4 protein-coding genes are annotated in these 22,559 nt (G+C 74.2%); all 4 read left to right on the top strand.

What is annotated here, in order from left to right:
* Positions 1–4: 4 nt before the first annotated feature.
* The 4 genes from ACMTAK_RS48075 to ACMTAK_RS48060 all read left to right on the top strand — a co-directional run bounded on the left by ACMTAK_RS48075 (position 5) and on the right by ACMTAK_RS48060 (position 22,551).
* Entirely contained in the window at positions 5–20,014 is a 20,010-nt protein-coding gene (locus ACMTAK_RS48075) for a non-ribosomal peptide synthase/polyketide synthase (protein WP_413812018.1), read from the top strand.
* A complete protein-coding gene (locus tag ACMTAK_RS48070; RefSeq protein ID WP_413812017.1) occupies positions 20,011–21,261 on the top strand; it encodes an MFS transporter in 1,251 nt (416 codons plus the stop codon). Before ACMTAK_RS48075 ends, ACMTAK_RS48070 begins: the two co-directional genes overlap by 4 nt.
* Before the next feature lie 72 nt (positions 21,262–21,333).
* Entirely contained in the window at positions 21,334–21,537 is a 204-nt protein-coding gene (locus tag ACMTAK_RS48065) for an MbtH family protein (protein ID WP_413812016.1), read from the top strand.
* 150 nt (positions 21,538–21,687) lie between these two features.
* Entirely contained in the window at positions 21,688–22,551 is an 864-nt protein-coding gene (locus ACMTAK_RS48060; RefSeq protein WP_413812015.1) for an SAM-dependent methyltransferase, read from the top strand.
* Positions 22,552–22,559: the final 8 nt, after the last annotated feature.

Genomic DNA, 22,559 nt, shown 5'->3' with positions numbered 1-22,559 from the left:
CGACATGACGTCTTCGAGGAAGGATCGCGCTTCCGCCCTGCCCGAGGAGTTGCGGGAGGCGCTGCGCCGCCGCCTCGCGGGCAAGGCCGGGCGCGCCGAGGCCATCCCCCGCGCGGACCGCGCGCGGCCGCTGCCGCTGTCCTTCGCCCAGGAGCGGCTCTGGTTCCTGCACACCCTCCAGCCGGAGGAGGCGGGGTACAACAGCGCGCTGGCGCTGCGGCTGACCGGCTCGCTGGACGTGGCGGCGCTCTCCCGGGCGCTGGATGCCCTGGTGGAGCGCCATGAGGCGCTGCGGACCACGTTCGACGACCTCGACGGCCGGCCCGCCCAGGTGGTGCGCCCGGCCGCGCCCGTCCCGCTGCCGGTGGCCGACCTCACCGGCGAGGACCGGGAGGCCGAGGCACTGGACCGGCTGCTGCTGGCCGAGTACGCCCGGCCGTTCGAGCTGCGGACCGGTCCGGCGCTGCGGGCGCTGCTGATCCGCCTGGCCGAGGACGCGCACGTACTGCTGCTCACGGCCCATCACATCGTCACCGACGGCTGGTCGATGGGGGTGCTGCAGGACGAGCTGTGCGCGCTGTACGACGCCGGGCCCGGCGCGGACCCGCTGCCCCCGGTGCCGGTGCAGTACCCGGACTTCGCCGTGTGGCAGCGGGAGCGGCTCTCGGGGGCCGCCCTGGACCGCCAGCTCGGCTACTGGAAGGAGCGGCTGGACGGCGTCGTCCCGCTGGAGCTGCCCACCGACCGGCCCCGGCCCACCGCGCCCACCTCGGCGGGGGCGATCCACGAGTTCAGGGTGGGCCGCGCCACCGCGGACCGGCTGCGGGCGCTCGCGGCGCACGAACGGACCACGCTGTTCACGGCGCTGGTCGCCGCCTGCCAGGGGCTGCTCGCCCGCTGGTCGGGGCAGGACGACATCGCCGTCGGCACCGTCACCTCAGGCCGTGGCCGCACCGAACTCGAGCGCGCCATCGGCTTCTTCGTCAATACGGTGGTGCTGCGTTCCGCGGTGGACACGGTCCGTTCCTACCGCGAGCTGCTGGCCGACGCCGGGGCCACGGTGCTGGACGCCTTCGCCCATGACGAGGCGCCGTACCAGCGGCTGGTGGAAGCCGTGGGGGCGCGCCGGGAGGCGGGCCGCAATCCGCTGTTCGATGTGATGGTGCTGTTGCACAGCGCCCCGAGGAGCGCGCCCCGGCTGTCCGGCCTGGCGGCGACGGGCGTGGCCGTGCCCCGCCGGTCGGCCACCTTCGACCTCAGCGTCGAGTTCGTCGAGGACGGGGAGGAGCTGCGGGGTCTGCTGGAGTACAGCACCGAGCTGTTCGACCAGTCGACCGCCGAGCGGATGGCGGGGCATCTGCTGGTGCTGCTGGACGGGGTGGCGGCCGAACCGGACCGGCCGGTGTGCGAGCTGCCCCTGCTCACGGAGGGGGAGCGGCGGCGGATGACGGCCGCCGGGCACGGCCCGGCGCTCGCCGTCGCACCGGCCACCACGTTCCCGGCGGTGTTCGAGGCGGCGGCGGCCCGTACGCCGGAGGCCACGGCGCTGGTGGCCTCCGACGCCACCTACGGCTTCGCGGAGCTGAACGCGGCCGCGAACCGGCTGGCGCACCATCTGATCGCCCAGGGCGTGGGCCCGGAGCGCGTGGTCGGGGTGAAGCTGCCACGGACCTCCGACATGGTCGTGGCGATCCTGGGTGTGCTCAAGGCGGGCGGGGTCTATCTGCCCCTCGATCCCGAACTCCCCGCCGGGCGCGTCGCGTTCCTCCTGTCCGACGCCGAGCCCGCGCTGGTGCTCGACGAGGCCGCCCTGCGCGCCGTCCCGGCCACGCTTCCGGTGGCGAACCCCACGGACGCGGACCGGACCGCCGCGCTGCACCCCGACAGCGCCGCCTACGTCCTGTACACCTCGGGGTCCACCGGCCGCCCCAAGGGGGTGGCCGTGGAGCACCGGTCGCTGGTCAATCTGCTCGTCGGCCACCGCGAGGGCTTCGTGGCCGAGGCGGGCGGCGGGCCGCTGCGCGCGGCGCTGACCGCGTCGTTCTCCTTCGACACCTCGCTGGAGGGGTTGCTGCTGCTGGCCGACGGCCATGAGCTGCACCTCATCGACGAGGCCACCCGGCTCGACCCGGCCGCGCTCGTGGCGCGCGTCGCCGAGCGGCGCATCGACTTCCTCGACCTCACCCCCTCGTATCTGCGGCAGCTCCTCCCGGCCGGGCTGCTGGACCACCCCCGGCACCGGCCGCGGGTGCTGATGCTGGGCGGCGAGGCCATCGGTCCGTCGCTGTGGCGGCGGCTGGCGGACACGCCGGGGACGACGGCGTACAACTTCTACGGTCCGACCGAGTGCACCATCGACGCGCTCGCCGCCCGGATCGGCGGCCCGGGACGCCCGGTGGTGGGCCGCCCGCTGGGCAATCTGCGGGCCCATGTGCTCGACTCCCGGCTCCAGCCGGTGCCGGTGGGAGTGGCGGGTGAGCTGTATCTGGCGGGTGAGCAGGTGGCCCGGGGATACCGGGGCCGTCCGGGGCTGACCGCGTCCCGCTTCGTGGCCGATCCGTACGGGCCCGCCGGGAGCCGGATGTACCGCACCGGGGACCTGGCCCGCTGGACCGCGGACGGGGAGCTGGACTACCTCGGCCGGGCCGACGACCAGGTCAAGATCCGGGGCCACCGGATCGAACCGGGCGAGATCGAGGCGGCGTTGCTGGATCTGCCGGCCGTGGCCGAGGCGGCCGTCGTCGCGGTGACCGACGACCGCGGCCACGCCCGGCTGGCCGCCTACTACGTGCCCGCGCCCGGCGGTGAGCCGCCTGCCTCCGGTGAGCTGCGCGCGGTCCTCGGGCGTACCCTGCCCGGCCATATGGTCCCCGGTGTCTTCGTCGCCCTCGACGCCATGCCGCTCAGCGCCAGCGGCAAGCTGGACCGCCGGGCGCTGCCCGCGCCGCGGCCGGACGCGGACCGGCCGGAGCGGGACACCACCGCGCCGCGCACCGAGGCGGAGCGGGAGCTGGCGCGGATCTGGGCCGAGGTGCTGGGCGCCCGGACGGTGGGGGTGAACGACAACTTCTTCGAGCTGGGCGGCGATTCGATCCTCAGCATCCAGATCGTCTCCCGCGCCCGCCAGGCCGGGCTCGCGCTCACCTCGCGGGATGTCTTCCAGCACCAGACCATCGCCGAGCTGGCCGCCGCCGTGGCACCGCGCACGGCACCCCAGGACGGCGACGAGTCGGCAGACGTGGCGGGTCCGGCGCCGCTCACCCCGATCCAGCACTGGTTCTTCGCCACCCATGGCCCGCTGCGCCACTTCACCATGTCGATGGTCCTCGATCTGCCGCCCGACGTGGACGAGGGCGCGCTGGAGGCCGCCCTGGACGCCGTGGTCGCGCACCACCCGGCCCTGCGCACCCGGTTCGTCCAGGGCGACGACGGCGGGTGGCGGCAGCTCCCGGACGGCGCGCCGGGCGGGCCGGTGCTGCGCCGCCACGATCTGTCCGGGCCCGGCGGCGCCGAGGAGACGGCCGCGGCCGAGGCGGCCGCCGAGGCCGCCCGCGCCGAACTCGACCTGGCCACCGGTGCGTTGCTGCGGGGCGCCCTGCTGCTGCGCGGGGCGGGGGCCCGGCCGCGGCTGTTCCTCACCGTGCACCACCTGGCCGTGGACAGCGTCTCGTGGCGCATTCTGCTGGGCGACCTGGAGAGCGCCTACCGGCAGGCCGCCGACGGGGAGCCGGTGCGCCTGGAGCCCGCCTCCACGCCCTTCGCCACCTGGGCCCATCGGCTGGGCGAGCGGGTGCGGGAGGGCGAGCTGGACGGCGATCTGCCGTACTGGGAGGGGGTACGGCGGACGGGCGGCGCGGACCTTCCGGTGGACCGTCCCGGCACGGCCACCGCCGGGTCCACCCACACCGTGCGCGTGACGCTCGGCCGCGAGGTCACCGACGGGCTGCTGCGCCGGGTGCCCGGGGTGTACCGGACGCAGATCAACGATGTGCTCCTCGGCGCGCTGGGGCGAGTGCTCGCCGGGTGGACGGGCGAGGACCGGGTGCTGATGGCCGTGGAGGGCCATGGCCGCGAGGAGCTGGACGCGGCCGTCGATCTGTCCCGGACCGTGGGCTGGTTCACCACGCAGTACCCGGTGGCGCTGACGCTGCCCGGGGACGGCTGGGGCGCGGTGCTGAAGTCGGTGAAGGAGCAGCTGCGCGCGGTGCCGCACCGAGGGCTGAGCCATGAGGCGCTGGCGTATCTGAGCGCCCCTGACTCCCCCGCGCGGGCGCTCGCCGACGCCCCGCTGCCGGGCATCTGCTTCAACTACCACGGCCAGTGGGACTCGGGCGGGGACGGCGGCGCGTTCACGCTCACCGGGGAGAGCCTGGGGCGGGATCTGGCCGCCGACGAGCCGTCGGCGTATCCGCTCGATGTGTCCGCCGTGGTGGCGGACGGTGAGCTGGAGCTGACCTGGCTGTACTCCGACCGGGTCCACGACGTGGCCACGGTGCGGGGGCTCGCGGACGGCATGCTCACGGCGCTGCGGGAGATCGTGGCGCACTGCGACGGACCGGACGCGGGCGGCCGGACCCCCTCCGACTTCCCGCTGGCCCGGCTGGACCAGGCCGCCGTCGACCGGCTGGTGGGCGACGGGCGCCAGGTCGAGGACGTCTACCCGCTGACGCCGCTTCAGGAGGGCATGCTCTTCCACCGGCTGGTCGGCGGCGAGGAGGACGTCTACCTCGACCAGGCCACGCTGATCCTTGACGGGGTGGGCGACCCGGAGGCGTTCGCCCGCGCCTGGCAGCAGACGGTGGACCGCACACCGGCGCTCCGGACCGGCGTCGTCTGGGAGGGCGTCGAGCGGCCGCTGCAGATCGTCCGCCACCGGGCCGAGGTGCCCGTGACCCAGCTGGACTGGCGCGGGCTGCCGGAGGAGCGGCGCGAGGCCGAACTGGAGCGGTTCCGGGCCGAGGACCTGGCCCGGGGCATCGATCTGACCGCGCCGCCGCTGATGCGGCTGGCCATCGCCCGGCTGACCGACGCCCGGGTGGCGCTGATGTGGACCTCGCACCACCTGGTCCTGGACGGCTGGAGCCTGGCGCAGGTGTTCACCGAGGTGTGCGAGCGGTACACCGCGGCGGCCCAGGGCCGCGCTCCGGCGCTCCCCGCCCGCCGCCCGTTCCGCGACTATCTGCAGTGGCTGGACGGGCGGGACGGGCAGGAGGCCGAGCGCCACTGGCGGGATGTGCTCGCCGGTTTCACCGCGCCGACCCCGCTCCCCGCCGACCGCAGGGCCGTGGAGTCCCACCGGGCACGGTCCTCGGCGACCGTGGCGGTGTCGCTCACCCCCGAGGTGTCGGAGGAGCTGCGCCGTACGGCCCGCCGCGGCGGCCTGACCGTCAACACGATCGTGCAGGGCGCCTGGGCGCTGCTGCTGTCCCGGTACGGCGGCGAGGACGACGTGGTCTTCGGCACCACCGTCTCCGGCCGTCCGGCGGAGCTGGCCGGGGTCGAGTCGATGGTGGGGATGTTCATCAACACCCTGCCGACGCGGGTCCGGGTGGACGCCGCCCGGAACACCGGTGACTGGCTGCGGGACCTCCAGATGGCGCAGTCCGCGTCCCGGCGCCATGAATCCGTCTCGCTGGCGCAGGTGGCGGGCTGGAGCGAGATACCGGCCGGGACCTCGCTCTTCGATTCGATGGTGGCCTTCGAGAACTACCCCTTTGACGACACCTCGGCGCGCGAGGCGGGCCTGCGGATCATCGAGGTCCGCTCGATCGACGCCACCAACTTCGGCCTGAGTCTGCGGGCCCATCTCTCCGACCGGCTGGGCTTCGACCTCGGCTATGACCCGGGGCTGTTCGACGCCCGGACCGCCGCCGCGCTCGCCGACCGGCTGGGTCTGCTGCTCACCGCGATCGCGGCCGACCCCGACCGTCCGCTGCGGGCGCTTCCGTGGACCACCGCCGAGGAGCGGCGGCGGATCCTGGTGGAGTGGGGCGGCGGCGCGCCCCCTGAGGCGCCGGAGCGGACCCTGGTGGACCTGTTCGAGGAGCAGGCCGCCCGCGCCCCCGGGGCCATCGCCGTCTCGTGTGCCGGGGCTTCCCTGTCGTACGCCGAACTCGACGCGCGCGCGGGCCGGTTGGCGCATCGGCTGATCGCCGAGGGCGCCGGGCGGGAGCGGTATGTGGCGCTGGCGCTGCCCCGTTCGCCGGAGATGATCGTGGCGATCGTGGCGGTGCTGAAGACGGGCGCGGCCTATCTGCCCCTCGACCCGGACCAGCCGTCCGGCCGGATCGCCCGGATGCTCGCCGACGCCGAACCGGTGGCCCTGCTGACCACCTCGGCCTTCGCGGCACGGCTGGGTGCGGACCACGACCCGGACACCGCCGTGGCCCGGCTGTGCCTGGACGACCCCGCCCTGATCGCCGATCTGGAGCGCCGGCCCGACGCCCTCCCGGCCGGTTCGGGGCCGTTGCCGGAGAGCCCCGCCTACGCCATCCACACCTCCGGGTCCACGGGCGTGCCCAAGGGCGTGGTGATCCCGCACTCCAATGTGGTCCGGCTGTTCTCCCGGACCCGGGAGTGGTTCTCGTACGACGCGAGCGATGTGTGGACGCTGTTCCACTCTTACGCCTTCGACTTCTCCGTCTGGGAGATCTGGGGGCCGCTGCTGCACGGCGGCCGGCTCGTGGTGGTCCCGTACGCGGTCTCCCGATCCCCCGAGGAGTTCCTGCGGCTGCTGGCGGAGGAGGGGGTGACGGTGCTGAGCCAGACGCCGTCCGCCTTCCAAGGGCTGATGCGTGCCGACGAGGAGCACCCCGGAGCCCAACTCGCCCTGCGCCGAATGGTGTTCGGTGGTGAGCCGCTCGACGCTCGGCGGCTGGCGGGCTGGTACGCACGGCACCCGGACACCGCGCCGCTGCTGGTCAACATGTACGGGATCACCGAGACCACCGTGCATGTCACCTACGCCCCGCTCGACCGCGCGGCAACGTCCGTCGCGGCGAGCGCCATCGGCACCGGCATCCCCGATCTGCGGGTGTATGTGCTGGACGAGGCGCTGGAGCCGGTGCCACCGGGGGCGGTCGGCGAGCTGTATGTGGCGGGGGCCGGGCTCGCCCGGGGCTATCTGCGCCGCCCGGGGCTGACCGCGTCACGTTTCGTGGCCGATCCGTACGGGCCCGCCGGGAGCCGGATGTACCGCACCGGCGACCGGGCCCGGTGGAGCGCGGAAGGGGAGCTGGAGTATCTGGGGCGCGCCGACGACCAGGTGAAGATCCGTGGTTTCCGGATCGAGCCCGGGGAGATCGAGGCCGCGCTGGCCGCCCATCCGGGGGTCGGCGACGCGGTGGTGACCGTGCGGGAGGACCAGCCCGGGGTGCGGCGGCTGGTGGCCCATGTGGTGGCCGCCGGTTCGGCCGTGCCGCCGCGGGCCGGTGAGTTGCGGGAGTTCCTTCAGCGGTCGCTGCCCGCGCAGATGGTCCCGGCGGCGTTCGTGGCGCTGGACGCGCTGCCGCTGACCGCCAACGGCAAGCTGGACCGGCGCGCGCTGCCCGCGCCCGGCCTCGACGGCTTCGCGGCGAGCGAGACGCGGATCGCCCCGCGCACCGAGGCCGAGCGCACGGTGGCGCGGGTGTGGGCCGAGGTGCTCCCGGTCGAGGAGGCCGGGGCGACGGATGACTTCTTCGCCCTGGGCGGCGATTCGATCCTGGCCATCCGGGTGGCCTCCCGGCTGCGGGCGGCCTTCGGTACCGAGGTCTCCCCGCGCGCGCTGTTCACCCACACCACCGTGGCCGAACTCGCCGCCGCGCTGGGCGCGCCGGAGGACGGCGGGGCCATCGGCAACGAGCAGGGCGGGACGGCGGGGACCATCCCGGCCGTGCCACGGGACGGGGAGCTGCCGCTGTCGTATCCGCAGGCACGGCTGTGGTTCCTGGACTCCTTCGACGGCGGCGGCACGGAGTATGTGACGCCGTTCGCGCTGCGGCTGCGCGGCCGCCTGGACACCGCCGCGCTGCGCACCGCCCTGGACTCCCTGGTGGCCCGGCATGAGCCGCTGCGGACCACGTTCGCCGAGGTGGACGGCCGTGGGGTGCAGCGGGTGCACGATCCGTATCCGGTGGCGCTGCCGGTGCACGACCTCGCGGCCCGTCCCGCGGGCGAGCGCGAGGCGGAGCTGGAGCGGCTGCTGGAGCGGGAGGGCGCCACCCCCTTCGATCTGCGCACCGGGCCGCCGCTGCGGGCGTCCCTGATCCGGCTGGACGACGAGGAGCACGTCCTCACCCTCACGATGCACCACATCGTCACGGACGGCTGGTCCACCGCCGTCATCAGCGCCGATCTGAGCGAGCTCTACGGCGCGGCGGTCACGGCGCGGCGTCCCGCGCTCGCCCCGCTGCCGCTGGGCTACGCCGACTTCGCGGCGTGGCAGCGCGATCCGCTCGGCGGCGCGGCGCGGATGGAGCCGCAGCTGGAGTACTGGCGGGCGCGGCTGGCGGATCTGGCGCCGCTGGAACTGCCGACCGACCGTCCCCGGCCGGCCGTGCAGACCAGATGCGGGGCGCTGCTGGAGTTCACCCTGCCCGCCGCGCTGGTGGAGCGGCTGCGCGCGGCCGGGCGGCGGCGCGACTCCACCCTCTTCATGACGCTCCTCGCCACCTGCCAGGTGCTGCTGGCCCGCTGGTCGGGGCAGCAGGACATCGCGGTGGGCACCGTGACCTCGGGACGGGAGCGGCCCGAACTGGAGCATCTGGTCGGGATGTTCGTGAACACGCTGGTGCTGCGCACCCGGGTGGGCGCCGACGACTCGTTCGAGGAGCTGCTCACCCGGGTGCGCGGCACCGTGCTGGACGCCTTCGCCCACCAGGACGTGCCGTTCGAGCGGATCGTGGACGCGCTCCAGCCGGAGCGGGACACCAGCCGCACCCCGCTCTTCCAGGTCATGGTGGCGCTGCACAACCTGGGCGCCGAGGTGCCCGACCTGCCCGGCCTCACCGTGGAGGCCGTACGGGTCCCGGGCCGGACCGCCGGTTTCGACCTGGGCTTCGATTTCGTGGCGAGCCTCGGCGGCCTGACCGGCTTCGTGGAGTACAACACCGATCTGTTCGACGCGGCCACCGTGGAGCGGATGGCCCGTCAGCTGCGGCTGCTGCTGGAAGCGGTGGCCGGGGACCCCGGGCTCCGGGTGGGCGAACTGCCGCTGCTGACCGCCGGGGAGCGGCGGACGGTGCTGGAGGAGTGGAACGACACCGCGCTCGCCGTGCCGGACACCACCTTCCCCCGGCTCTTCGAGGAGCAGGCCGCCCGCACCCCGGGCGCCACCGCGCTGGTGGCCTCCGACGCCACCTACGACTTCGCGGGGCTGAACGCGGCCGCCAACCGGCTGGCCCACCATCTGATCGCCCAGGGCGTGGGCCCGGAGAAGGTGGTCGCGGTCAGGCTTCCGCGCACCGCCGATTCTGTGGTGGCCCTGCTCGCGGTCCTCAAGGCCGGCGCCACCCATCTGCACGTGGACCCCGGGCTGCCCTCGACACGCGCGCGGTTCCTGCTGGAGGACGCGGCGCCCGAGGTCGTCCTCACCCCCGATGCCCTGCGGGACGCGCCCCTCGACCGGCTGCCGGACACCGACCCCACCGACGCGGACCTGCTGTCCCCCCTGCTCCCCGGACACGCCGCGTACATCACCTACACCTCGGGGTCCACCGGCCGCCCCAAGGGGGTCGCCGTCGAACACCGCCAGCTGGTCAACCTCTGCCTCGACCACCGGGCCGGGCTCATCGCGCCGCACCGGGCCGAGGCGGACCGTCCACTGCGCTCGGCGCTGACCGCCGCGTTCTCCTTCGACACCTCCTGGGAGGGCGCGGTGTTCCTGGCCTCGGGCCAGGAGGTGCATCTGGTGGACGACGCGGTACGGCTGGACCCGGCCGCCCTCGTGGCCCTGGTCGAGGACCGTGGCCTGGACTTCCTCGACGTCACCCCGTCGTACCTCCATGAGCTGATGGCGGCCGGGCTGTTCGCCGGGGACCGCCACCGCCCCCGGATCGTCATGGTGGGCGGCGAGGCCCTCGGGGCGGCGCTGTGGCGGGAGCTGCGCGCGGTGCCGGGCGTGGCGGCGTACAACTTCTACGGGCCCACCGAGTGCGCCGTGGACGCGGTCTACGGCGATCTGGCCGGTCTCGGCGACCGTCCGCTCATCGGACGGCCCGGCCGCAATCTGCGGGCGTACGTCCTGGACGGCGCGCTGCGGCCGGTGCCGCCCGGCGTCCCCGGTGAACTCCATCTGGCCGGGGCACAGGTCGCGCGCGGCTATCTGCGCCGCCCGGGGCTCACCGCGGCGCATTTCGTCGCCGACCCGTACGGCCCTCCCGGCAGCCGGATGTACCGCACCGGCGACCGGGCGCGCTGGACGGCGGGCGGGACGCTGGAGTACCTGGGCCGCGCCGACGAACAGCTCAAGATCCGTGGGTTCCGTATCGAGCCCGGCGAGATCGAATCCGCGCTGCTGGGCCATCCGGCGGTCCAGGAGGCGGTGGTCGTGGCCCGCGAGGACACCGGCCACCGGCGGCTGGTGGCCTATCTGGTGACCCGCTCCGACGACTCAACCGGCTCCCCCGGTCCGGTGGAGCTGCGCGCCCTGCTCAAGCGCGCCCTGCCCGACTACATGGTCCCGGCCGCCTTCGTGACGCTGGACCGGATGCCCCGCACCGACAGCGGCAAGGTGGACCGGCGCGCACTGCCCGCTCCCCCGGACCGGCCGGAGCAGGGCTCGCCGTATGTGGCGCCCCGGAACTCCGCCGAGACGGTGCTGGCGGGCGTGTGGGCCGAGGTACTGGGCGTCCCCGAGGTGGGGGTGGAGGACAACTTCTTCGCCCTGGGCGGCGATTCGATCCTCAGCATCCAGATCGTCTCCCGCGCCCGCCAAGCCGGGCTGACGCTCACCTCCAAGGACGTCTTCCGCCACCAGAGCGTCGCGGAGCTCGCGCTGAGCGTCGAGACGGCCGGGCGGCAGCCGCTCGCCGGGACGGCCGGGGCGGTGGCCGGACCGGCGCCGCTGACCCCCATTCAGCACTGGTACCTGGACGGGCGGCGGCCCGGCGACCGGCACCACTTCACCATGAGCCACCGGCTGGAGCTCACCGGCGACCTCGACGAGGCCGCCCTGCGGCAGGCGGTGGACGCCCTGGTGGCGCACCACGCCGCGCTGCGCACCCGCTTCCTGGTCGTCGACGGGCGGTGGTGGCAGGAGGTTCTGCCCAACGCCCCCGGCGGTGTCCTGGAGCGGCACGACCTGTCCGGCCTTGACGACGCGGCACGCGCCGAAGCCGTACGGGAGGCCACGGTCGCGGCCCAGACGGGGCTGGACATCGCCGAGGGGGCCGTGCTGCGGGCGCTGCTGTTCACCTTCGGGCCCGGACGGCCGCCGGAGTTGCTGCTCACCGCTCACCATCTGGTGGTGGACGGCGTCTCCTGGCGGGTCCTGCTCGGCGATCTGGAGACCGCCTACCGCGGCGCCGCCGCCGGTGGCGCGGCCACCCTGCCCCCGGTGAGCAGCGCCTTCACCCAGTGGGCGGCCCGGCTGGCGGACCATGTGCGCTCCGGCGGGCTCGACGGTGACCTGGCGTACTGGACGGGCGTGGCGCGCTCCGCGCCCGCCGCGCTCCCCGTCGACCGCGAGGGCCCCAACACCCATGAGACTGCGGCCACGGTGACCACGGTCCTCGGCCGTGCCGAGACCGAGGCGCTGCTGCGCCGGGTCCCCGGCGTCTACCGGACGCGGATCAACGACGTACTGCTCGCCGCGCTCGGCCGGAGCCTGGCGCGCTGGACCGGCGGGGACACGGTGCTGATCGGCGTGGAGGGGCACGGCCGCGAGGACCTCTTCGACGATCTGGACCTCTCCCGTACGGTCGGCTGGTTCACCGCCGAGTACCCGCTCGCGCTGGCCGTCGACGCCGGGGCGGGGTGGCGTGACACCCTCCGGTCCGTCAAGGAGCAGCTGCGGGCCGTTCCGCACCACGGGCTCGGCCACGGAGCGCTGCGCCACCTGGCCCCCGAGGGCTCCCCGGCCGGGGAGCTGCGGGGCGGTCCGGCGCCACAGATCGTCTTCAACTACCACGGCCAGTGGGACGTGGCGGCCGACGACGAGGGTGCGGCCCCGGGCCTGTACCGCGCCGCGCTATCGGTGACCGGCCAGGACGCCGCGCCCGGGGAGACCCGCCCGTGTCTGCTGGAGGTCACCGGGGCGGTCCAGGACGGCCGTCTTGAGCTGGGCTGGAGCTATCCGGCCCGGATATACGACGAGGCCACCGTGCGCCGGGTCGCGGACGACTGTCTGGCCGCGCTGAAGGAGATCGTCGCGCACTGCGCCGAGCCCGGCGCGGGCGGGCGCACCCCGTCCGACTTCCCGCTCGCCCGGCTCGACCAGCGGCAGGTGGACCTGATCGCCGGTGACGGTGGCGCGGTGGAGGACGTGTATCCGCTGACCCCGCTCCAGGCGGGCATGCTCTTCCACGGCCTCGTGGACACCGGTGGCGCCTACTTCGACCAGATCGCCATCCGGATCGGCGGGATCGCCGACCCGGACGCCTTCGCGGCCGCCTGGCAGCGGGTGGTGGACCGTACGCCGGGCCTGCGCGGCTCGGTCCGCTGGGAGGGGCTCGCCGAGCCGGTCCAGGTCGTCCACCGCCGGGCCGACCTGCCCACCGTCCGGCTGGACTGGCGGGAGTTGACGCCGTCCGCTCGGGAGGAGGCGCTGCGGCGGCTGCTGGCCGAGGACCGCGCCGCCGGGATGGAGCTCACCTCGGCCCCGCTGAGCCGGATCGCGGTGGCCGGGCTGCCCGACGACGAGGTCATGCTGGTGTGGACCTCGCACCATCTGATGCTCGACGGCTGGAGCACCGGCCAGATCTTCGCCGAGGTGTGCGAGACCTACGCGGCCCTGGTGGCCGGGCGCACGCCGCTGCCGCCCGCCCGCCGGGCCTTCCGGGACTTCCTGCGCTGGCTGCGTGAGCAGGACCAGGAGCGTGCGGAGCGGCATTGGCGCGAGGTGCTGGCGGGGTTCGGCGCCCGCACGCCGCTGCCGTACGACCGGCCGCCCCGGGAGGCGCATCGCACCACCTCGACCGCGCTGACCCGGCTGGAGCTGACCGAGGAGGTGTCCGCCCGGCTGCTGGAGACCGCGCGCGGCGGCGGGCTGACGGTCAACACGGTGGTGCAGGGCGCGTGGGCACTGCTGCTGTCGCGGTACGGCGGGGTGCGCGACGTGGTGTTCGGCACCACCGTCTCGGGCCGTCCTGAGGGGCTGCCGGGCGTGGAGACGATGGTCGGCATGTTCATCAACACGGTCCCCACCCGGGCCGTGGCCGAGGGCGGCCGTGAGGTCGTGGCATGGCTGCGGGAGCTCCAGGAGCAGCAGAGCGAGTCCCGCCGCTTCGACTTCGTCGCCCTTCCCCGGATCCAGGCCCTCGGCGCGGTCCCGGCCGGTGAGGCGCTCTTCGACAGCATGGTGGTGTTCGAGAACTACCCCTTCGACGAGGCGTCGGCGGCCGGTGCCGGGATCCGGGTGCGGGAGGTGCGGGCCGAGGACTCCACCAGTTTCCCGCTGTGTCTGCGCGCCTATCTCGGCGACCGGCTGGGCTTCGACCTCGCCTACGATCCGGCGCTGTTCGACGCGGCCACCGTGGAGCGGGCGGCGGCACATCTGGAGACGCTGCTGACCGGGATCGCGGACGGCGCCGGGCGGTCGCTGGACGAGCTGCCGCTGCTGACGGAGGCGGAGCGCCTGCGGGCGGCCGGCGAGTGGAACGCCACCGCCCGGCCGCTGCCGGAGGGTTCGCTGGCGGAGCTGTTCGCCGAGCGGGTCCGGCTCTGCCCGGACGCCGTCGCCGTCACCGACGGTGCCACCTCGCTCAGTTACGCCCAACTCGACGAGTGGACGGGCCGGTTGGCCGGACGTCTGCTGCGGTCCGGGGTGCGTCCTGAGGACCGGGTGGCGCTGCTCATGGACCGGTCGGTGGAGCTGGTCGTGGCCCAGCTCGCGGTGGTCAGGGCCGGTGGGGTGTATGTACCGGTGGACGCCCGCGGCCCGCGCGACCGGCGGCGGACACTGCTGGACCAGGCGGGCGCCGCGGTCGTGCTGACGCCGGAGGAGGTGGCCGCCGCCCGGGAGGGCGAGCCGGTGGCGGCCGCGGCGCCGGTGCACCGGGACCAGCTGGCGTATGTGATGTTCACCTCCGGGTCGACCGGTGTGCCGAAGGCCGTGGGGGTACGCCATCGCGATGTGGCGGCCCTCGCCCTGGACCGTGCCTTCGCCGGAGGCGGGCATGAGCGGGTGCCGCTGCACTCGCCGGTGGCGTTCGACGCCGCCACCTACGAGATGTGGGTGCCGCTGCTGAACGGGGGCCGGGTGGTGGTGACATCGAGCGAGCTGGACGCGGCCGCGGTGCGCCGGCTGGTGGCCGAGCAGGGGGTGACGGGGCTCTGGCTGACCGCCGGACTGTTCCGGCTGCTGGCTGGGGACGCGCCGGACTGCTTCACGGGGCTGCGCGAGGTGTGGACCGGCGGCGATGTGGTGCCCGCGGCCTCGGTGCGCCGGGTGCTGGAGCGCTGCCCCGGGCTGACCGTGGTGGACGGCTACGGGCCGACCGAGACCACGACCTTCGCCACGTACTTCCCGATGTCCCGCGCCGGCGAGGTGCCCGAGGTGGTGCCGATCGGCCGGCCGCTGGACAACATGCGGGTCCACGTCCTGGACTCCAGGATGCGGCTCGTGCCGCCGGGTGTGGTCGGCGAGCTCTTCGTCGCCGGGGAGGGGGTGTCGCGCGGCTACCTCGGCCGTCCCGGTCCGACCGCGGCCGCGTTCCTCCCCGATCCGTACGGGCCCGCCGGGGAGCGGATGTACCGCACCGGCGATCTGGCGCGGCGACGCCAGGACGGCACGGTGGAGTTCCTGGGCCGGGCCGATGACCAGGTCAAGGTCCGTGGCTTCCGGATCGAGCCGGGCGAGGTGGAGGGGGTGCTGGCCGGATATCCGGAGGTGGCGGATGTCGCGGTGGTGGCCCGGGAGGACGGTCCCGGTGGCAAGCGGCTGGTGGCCTATGTGGTGGCCGCCGGGGATACCCCGGTGGAGGGTGACCCGCTGCGGGCGTACGCGGCCGAACGGCTGCCGGACTACATGGTGCCGTCGGCCGTTCTCCCGCTGGAGGCACTGCCGCTCGGCCCCACCGGGAAGCTGGACCGCGCGGCGCTGCCCGCGCCCGGCCCGGACACCCGCCGTACGCCCTACCGGGCGCCGCGCGAGGGGGCCGAACGGGCCGTGGCGGCGGTCTGGGCCGAGGTGCTGGAGGTCGGGCGCGTCGGCGCCGGGGACAACTTCTTCGAACTCGGCGGCGACTCGATCCTCTCCATCCGCCTCACCTCACGGCTGCGGGAGGTGCTCGGGGTGGAGCCGTCGCCCCGCCTGGTGTTCACTCATCCGACGGTCGCCGCCCTGGCCGAGGCGCTCGACGGCGGCACGGACGGCCGCGGCGCGGACCGGCCCGCCCCGATCACACCGGTGGCCCGGGACGGCGAGCTGCCGCTGTCGTATCCGCAGCAGCGGCTGTGGTTCCTGGACTCCTTCGCCCCCGACAGCGCCGAGTACATCACCCCGCTGGCGCTGCGGATGCGGGGAGCCCTCGATGTGGCCGCGCTCAGCACGGCGCTGACCGCGCTGGTGGCCCGGCACGAGTCGCTGCGGACCACCTTCGACGCGGTGGACGGCCGCGGGGTGCAGATCGTGCACGACCCCCGGGAGATCCGGCTCGCCCCGTACGACCTGTCCCATCTCCCCGCCGCCGAGCGGGAGGCGGAGCTGCGGGAGCTGCTGGCGTACGAACGGGCGCGCCCGTTCGATCTGCGGCGCGGCCCGCTGCTGCGGACCGGGCTGATCCGGCTCGGTGCCCAGGAGCACATGCTGAGCCTGACACTGCATCACATCATCACGGACGGCTGGTCCACCGGTGTGCTCATCGGCGATCTGCGGGAGCTGTACCGGGCGGCGCTGAGCGGTGAGCCCGCGGCGCTGCCACCGCTCCCGGTGAGTTACGCGGACTTCGCCGCCTGGCAGCGCACCGAGCTCACCGCTCCTCGGGCGGATGAGGAACTGGCCTACTGGACACGGCAGTTGGCCGGAGTGCCGGCGCTGGAGGTGCCCACCGACCGGCCCCGACCGGCGGTGCGGACGAAGAACGGCGCCACCGTGGAGTTCACGGTGCCCGCCGGGGTGAGCTCGCGCCTGAAGGAGTTCGGGCAGACGCGGGGCACCACCCTGTTCATGACGCTGGTGGCGGCGGCCCAGATCCTGCTGGCCCGGCTGTCCGGCGGGCGGGACATCGCCGTGGGCACCGTCACCTCGGGGCGGGAGCGCCCCGAGGTGGAGCGGCTGATCGGCTTCTTCGTGAACACCCTGGTACTGCGCTCCACCGTCGATCCGCACGCCCGCTTCGGCGACTTCCTGGCCGAGGTGCGCGGCACCGTCCTGGACGCCTTCGCCCATCAGGCGGTGCCGTTCGAGCGGGTGGTGGACGAGGTGCGGCCGGTACGGGACACCAGCCGGACACCGCTGTTCCAGGCGATGGTGGTACTCCAGAACGCCCCGGGCCGGGCGCTGGACCTGCCCGGTCTGGAGCTGGCGGACGTGGAACTCGACACGCAGACCGCCGCCTTCGACCTCACCTTCGAGTTCGCCGAGGCCGAGGGGGGTGTGCTGCGCGGGCTGATCGGCTACAGCACCGATCTGTTCGACGCCTCGACGGTGGAGCGGATGGGCACGGCCCTGCGGGCGCTGCTCGCCGGGGTCGCCGAGGATCCGGAGCGTCCGGTGGGCGCACTGCCGCTGACCACCCCGGCCGAGCTGCGGCGCACCCTGGTCGAGTGGAACGACACCCGCCTGGAGGTGGAGCGGGCCACGCTGCGCGAGCTGTTCGAGCGGCAGGTGGCCGTCTCGCCGGATGCCACGGCCGTACGGTACGGGAAGGGCGATCTCACCTTCGCCGAGCTGGAGGTGGCCGCGAACCGGCTGGCGCACCGGCTGATCGGCCGGGGCGTGGGGCCGGAGCGGCTGGTGGCGCTGGTGCTGCCGCGTTCGGTGGAGATGCTGGTGGCGCAGCTGGCCGTGGCGAAGGCGGGCGGTGCGTTCCTGCCGGTCGACCCCGGCTATCCGAAGGAGCGGGTGGCGTTCATGCTGCGGGACGCCGCGCCCTCCGTGGTGCTCGACGACGCGGCCTCGGTGTGGGCCGGGGAGGGCCCCGCCGGGCCACCGCCACTCCGTGGCCTGACGCCGGACCATCCGGCGTATGTCATCTACACCTCCGGCTCCACCGGTGTGCCCAAGGCGGTCGTGGTCACCCATGCGGGACTTGCCAGTTTCTCGGCCGCCGCGGCCGCGCACTACGACGTACGGGCCGGGGACCGGGTGCTGCAGTTCTCCTCCCCCAGCTTCGACGCCTCCGTCCTGGAGCTGTGTGTCTCGCTGCCCCATGGCGCGGCGCTGGTGATCTGTGACGAGGGCCCGCTGCTGGGCGAGCGGCTGGCCGAGGTGCTGGGCGGGCAGCGGATCACCCATGCGCTGATCCCCCCGGCCGCGCTGGCCACCGTGGAGGAGGCGGATCGGCGGACGGGGCTGCCGTATCCGCGGACCCTCATCGTCGGCGCGGACGCCTGCTCCGCGGAGCTCGTGGAGCGCTGGGCGCCGGGCCGGCGGATGGTCAACTCCTACGGCCCGACCGAGGCCACGGTGGTGAGCACCTGGTCCGGGCCGCTGACCGCCGGGTCGGGGGTGCCGCCCATCGGCCGGCCGATCCCTAACACCCGGGTCTACGTACTGGACGAGGCGCTGCGCCCGGTGCCGGTGGGCGTGGCCGGGGAGCTGTATGTGGCGGGCACGGGACTGGCGCGGGGCTATCTGGGCCGTCCGGGCCTGACCGCCGCACGGTTCGTGGCCGATCCGTTCGGCCCGGCGGGCGGGCGGATGTACCGCACCGGCGATGTGGTGCGGTGGACCGGCGACGGTGAGCTCGCGTTCCTGGGCCGGGCCGACGACCAGGTCAAGGTGCGGGGCTTCCGGATCGAACTCGGCGAGGTGGAGAGCGCGCTGCGGCGCAGCCCGGAGGTGCGGGAAGCGGTGGTCGCCGTACGGGAGACCGCCCCGACGCCGGAGCAGCCCTCCGGCGGGAAGCGTCTGGTGGGCTATGTCGTCCCGGCGCCGGGTACCTCGCCGACCGCCGCCTCGCTGCGCGACGTCCTGGGGCGGGCCCTTCCGTCCCATATGGTGCCGTCGGCGTTCGCCACCCTGGACGCCCTTCCGCTCACGGCCAACGGCAAGGTGGACCGCCGGGCGCTGCCCGATCCGGATCCGGTGCCCATCACCTCCGGTGCGGGCCATGTCGCCCCGCGCACCCCGATGGAGTGCCGGATCGCGGACATCTGGGCCGATGTGCTCGGCCTGGAACGGGTGGGCGTGGAGGACAACTTCTTCGAGCTCGGCGGGGATTCCATCCTCAGCATCCAGGTGGTCTCCCGCGCCCGCCAGGCCGGGCTGCGGCTGACCACCAGGGACCTGTTCACCCATCAGTCGGTGGCCGCGCTCGCCACCGTGGCCACCGCCGAACGGGACGAGGGCCGTGCGGAGCCGGTGACCGGGTCGCTTCCGCTCACCCCGATCCAGCGCTGGTTCTTCGCCACCCACACCGTGAATCCGCGCCACTTCAACCAGTCCACGCTGCTCGAGCTGCACCAGGAGCCGGACGAGAAGGCGCTGGAGGGGGCGCTGGCGGCGCTTCTGGTCCACCATGACGCGCTGCGCACCCGGTTCACCGAGGACGGCGGCGAGTGGCACGGCCACGTCCCGGAACCGGATGCCGACGGCGCCGTCCTGGACCACCACGACCTGTCCGGTCGGCCGGCGCGGGAGGCGGACGCGGCGATGGAGAAGGCGGCCGACGCCCTCCACGCGGGCTTCGACCTGGGCCGGGGGCCGCTGCTGCGGGCCGCGCTGTTCCGCTTCGGCGAGGCCCGGCGGCCGTTCCTCTTCCTGACCGCGCACCACCTGGTCATCGACGGGGTGTCCTGGCGGATCCTGCTGGACGACCTGGACATCGCCTATCAGCAGGGCGTGCGGGGCGAACCGGTGGACCTCGGCACCAAGACCACCGCCTTCCGCGACTGGGCGCGGCGGCTCGCGGAGCATGTCGCCGAGGGCGGCCTGGACCATGAGGCCGACCACTGGTGCGAGGCGCTCGACGCCCGGCCGCTGCCGGTCGACCGTCAAGTGGCCACGCCCGGGCCCGAGATCGGTACGGTGCCGGTCGAGCTCGACGAGCGGGACACCGAGGCGCTGCTGCGCTCGGCGCCCACCGCCTATCGCACCCGGATCAACGATGTGCTGCTCGCCGCTCTCGCGCTGGCACTGTCCCGCTGGACGGGCCAGGAGCGGGTGTCGGTGGAGCTGGAGGGCCATGGGCGCGAGGACATCCTGGACGGAGTCGATCTCTCCCGTACGGTGGGCTGGTTCACCACCATGTATCCGGTCTCCTTCGAGCTGCCGGACCTCCCCGACGGCGGGCCGGCCGACTGGCGAGGGCTGGTCAAGTCGGTACGGCGGCGGCTGCGGACCGTCCCCGGCAACGGTTTCGGCTTCGGGGCGCTGCGCGCCTTCGGCCCACCCGAGCTGCGCGAGCGGCTGTCCCGGCACGGCACCGGGCCGCAGATCGTGTTCAACTACCTCGGCCAGTGGGACGCCCGGTCGGCCGAGTCCCAGGGCGGTCTGGTCCACGCCGAGCACGGCTCGTTCGGCCAGGACCACGATCCGCGCGAGGGCGGCTCCCATCTGCTGGAGGTGGTGGGCGCGGTGCAGGACGGCCGGCTCGGCTTCACCTGGCGCTACCGCCCCGATGTGCACGAGAGGGCGACCGTCGAGGCGGTGGCCGGGGACTTCGCGGAGGCCCTGCGCCGGATCGCCGGGGACTGCCGGGGCGCCGTATGACCGCCGCCCCGCCGGTGTCGCCGCCCGTTCGGCTGTCGCGCAACCGGGACTACCGGCTGCTGTGGGGCAGCCAGGCGCTCTCGGAGTTCGGCTTCCACACGGCACTGATCGCGTTTCCGCTGCTGGTCCTCGCGCTCACCGGCTCGGGCGCCGCCTCCGGTCTGGTCATGGGCACCATCGCCGCCGCGCAGATGGTGGCCGGGCTCCCGGCGGGTGTCCTGGTGGACCGCTACGACCGCAAGGCCATCATGCTGGGCTGTGAGGCGGCCCAGGCGGTCTCCGCCATCAGCCTGGTGGCCGCCGTATGGGCGGGTGCGGCCACCGTCTGGCACATGGTCGTCGTGGCGGCGGTGTTCGGGGCGAGCGCCGCGCTCTTCGAACCGGCCGAGAGCGCGTCGCTGCCCGCCCTGGTGGCGGACGAGCATCTGCCCACGGCGGTGGCGATGAACACGGCACGGGCCTCGATGGGGCAGCTGGCGGGCACCGCGACCGGCGGATTCCTGTTCGCCGTGGGGCGGTTCGTGCCCTTTCTGGTGGACGCCGTGACACACACGCTCTCCTTCGTCGCGCTGCTCTTCGTCCGGCTGCCCCGGCGCGAGCGGTCCGCCAACGGGGCGGGCCCATTGGGCCGGGAGGCGCTGGCCGGGCTGCGGTGGGTGTGGCGGGAGCGCCGGATCCGGGTCACGGTGGTGTGCGCGGTGGTGCTCAACCTGTTCTTCAGCGCCTTCTACCTCGTCGTCATCGTGCTCGCCGAGTCCCGGGGGGTGCCCTCCGGGGAGGTCGGCGTGATGGCGGCCATGCTCGGGGTGGGCGGGGTGGCGGGCGCGCTGCTGGCGCCCGTACTGCACCGGCGGCTGGGCCCGTACGGCGGCATCATCGCGGTGTTCTGGGCCCTGGCCGTGCTCGCCCCGGTCACCGTGCTGATGGACAGCGGCTATCTCGTCGGGGTGCTGTTCGCCCTGATGGCGCTGTTCCCGCCGACGGCGAACACCGCCATCATGACCGACCAACTGCTGCGCACCCCGGACGAGCTGCGCGGCAGGCTCACCAGCACACTCGTCCTGGCCTGCGGTGCCGCGGGCGCGGCGGGCCCCGCGCTGGGCGGATCGCTCGCCCAGGCCCTGCCGGGCGACCGGGCCATCCTGCTCTGCTCGGCCGGGATGGCCGCCGCGGCCGTCCTGGCCACTGTCAGCCCGACCCTGCGCACGCTGACCCGCCGCCATGAGGCCGGACGGCCGATCGACTGACCGCCATCCGGCACTTCACCGACCATTTCCGAGCTGACCGATCTGACCGCTCATCGACAGGAGAGACCGACCATGGACGACACCGCCCGCTACCAGGTGCTGCGCAACGACGAGGACCAGTATTCGCTGTGGCCCGCCGACCTCGAGGTGCCCGAGGGCTGGCACGCCGTCGGCCAGGAGGGCACCAAGGACGAGTGCTCCGCGTACGTCGACGGGGTGTGGACCGACATGCGGCCGCGCAGCCTGCGCGAACGCATGGACAACATGGCCTCCTGACCCGGGCCTCATCACGCGGTGCGGCCGGCGCGTGAGGGCGCCGGCCGCACCGGGCCCCACAACTTCCCCGTGCGGTCACGCGGTTACCATCCTGAAGAACAGTCGGCCGCGGCGTGAGGGATCACGCCCGGATACGGAGGAGAACACCACGTGACCGCCCAAGGGGTAGCATCCCAGACCGGAAGCGGGCCGGAGCCCCCCAACACCCCCCTCAACCAGGGGCGACCGCACAGCGCCCGGATGTACGACTACTTCCTGGGCGGCAAGGACAACTACGTCGCCGACCGTGAGGCCGCGGCCAAGGTGCTCACCCTGTGGCCGGGTGTCATGATCGCCGCCCGGACCAACCGGGCCTGGATGCACCGCGCGATCCGGTTCCTCGCCGACGAGCGGGGCATCCGCCAGTTCCTCGACATCGGCACCGGCATTCCCACCCGGCCGAATCTGCACGAGGTCGCCCAGGGGATCGCCCCGGAGTGCCGGGTCGTCTACGTGGACAACGACCCCATCGTGCTCGCCCATGCCCAGGCCCTGCTCAAGAGCCACCCCGAGGGCCGCACCGCGTATGTGCACGGGGACATCACCGAGCCCGAGGCCATCCTCGCCTCCCCCGACCTCACCGAGGTGCTGGACCTGTCCCAGCCGGTCGCGCTGAGCCTGGTCTCGCTCCTGCACTTCGTCCCCGACGAGTGGGGCCCGTACGACCTCGTCCAGCGGCTGGTCGACGCGCTCGCCCCCGGCTCCTTCCTGGTGCTGAGCCATATCACCCCGGACTTCGACCCCGAGGCCACCCAGAAGACCGTGCAGGTCTACCACAGCGGCGGCATCCAGGGGAAAATCCGCACCAGGGACGAGGTGGAGCGCTTCTTCACCGGTCTGGAGCTGGTCGAACCGGGCCTGGAGGTGCCGCACCGCTGGCGGGCCGACCTGGCCGAAAGGGACTCCCATGTGGAGACCGGCGATGTGACCGACGAAGAGGTGTCCTTCTGGGCGGGTGTCGCGCAGAAGTCCTGACGCGGGAC

This window comes from Streptomyces lacaronensis, assembly GCF_047337785.1.
Taxonomy (GTDB): domain Bacteria; phylum Actinomycetota; class Actinomycetes; order Streptomycetales; family Streptomycetaceae; genus Streptomyces; species Streptomyces lycopersici.
Note: the sequence above shows the minus strand (reverse complement) of the source record. Positions and strands in the feature narration are given on the sequence as shown.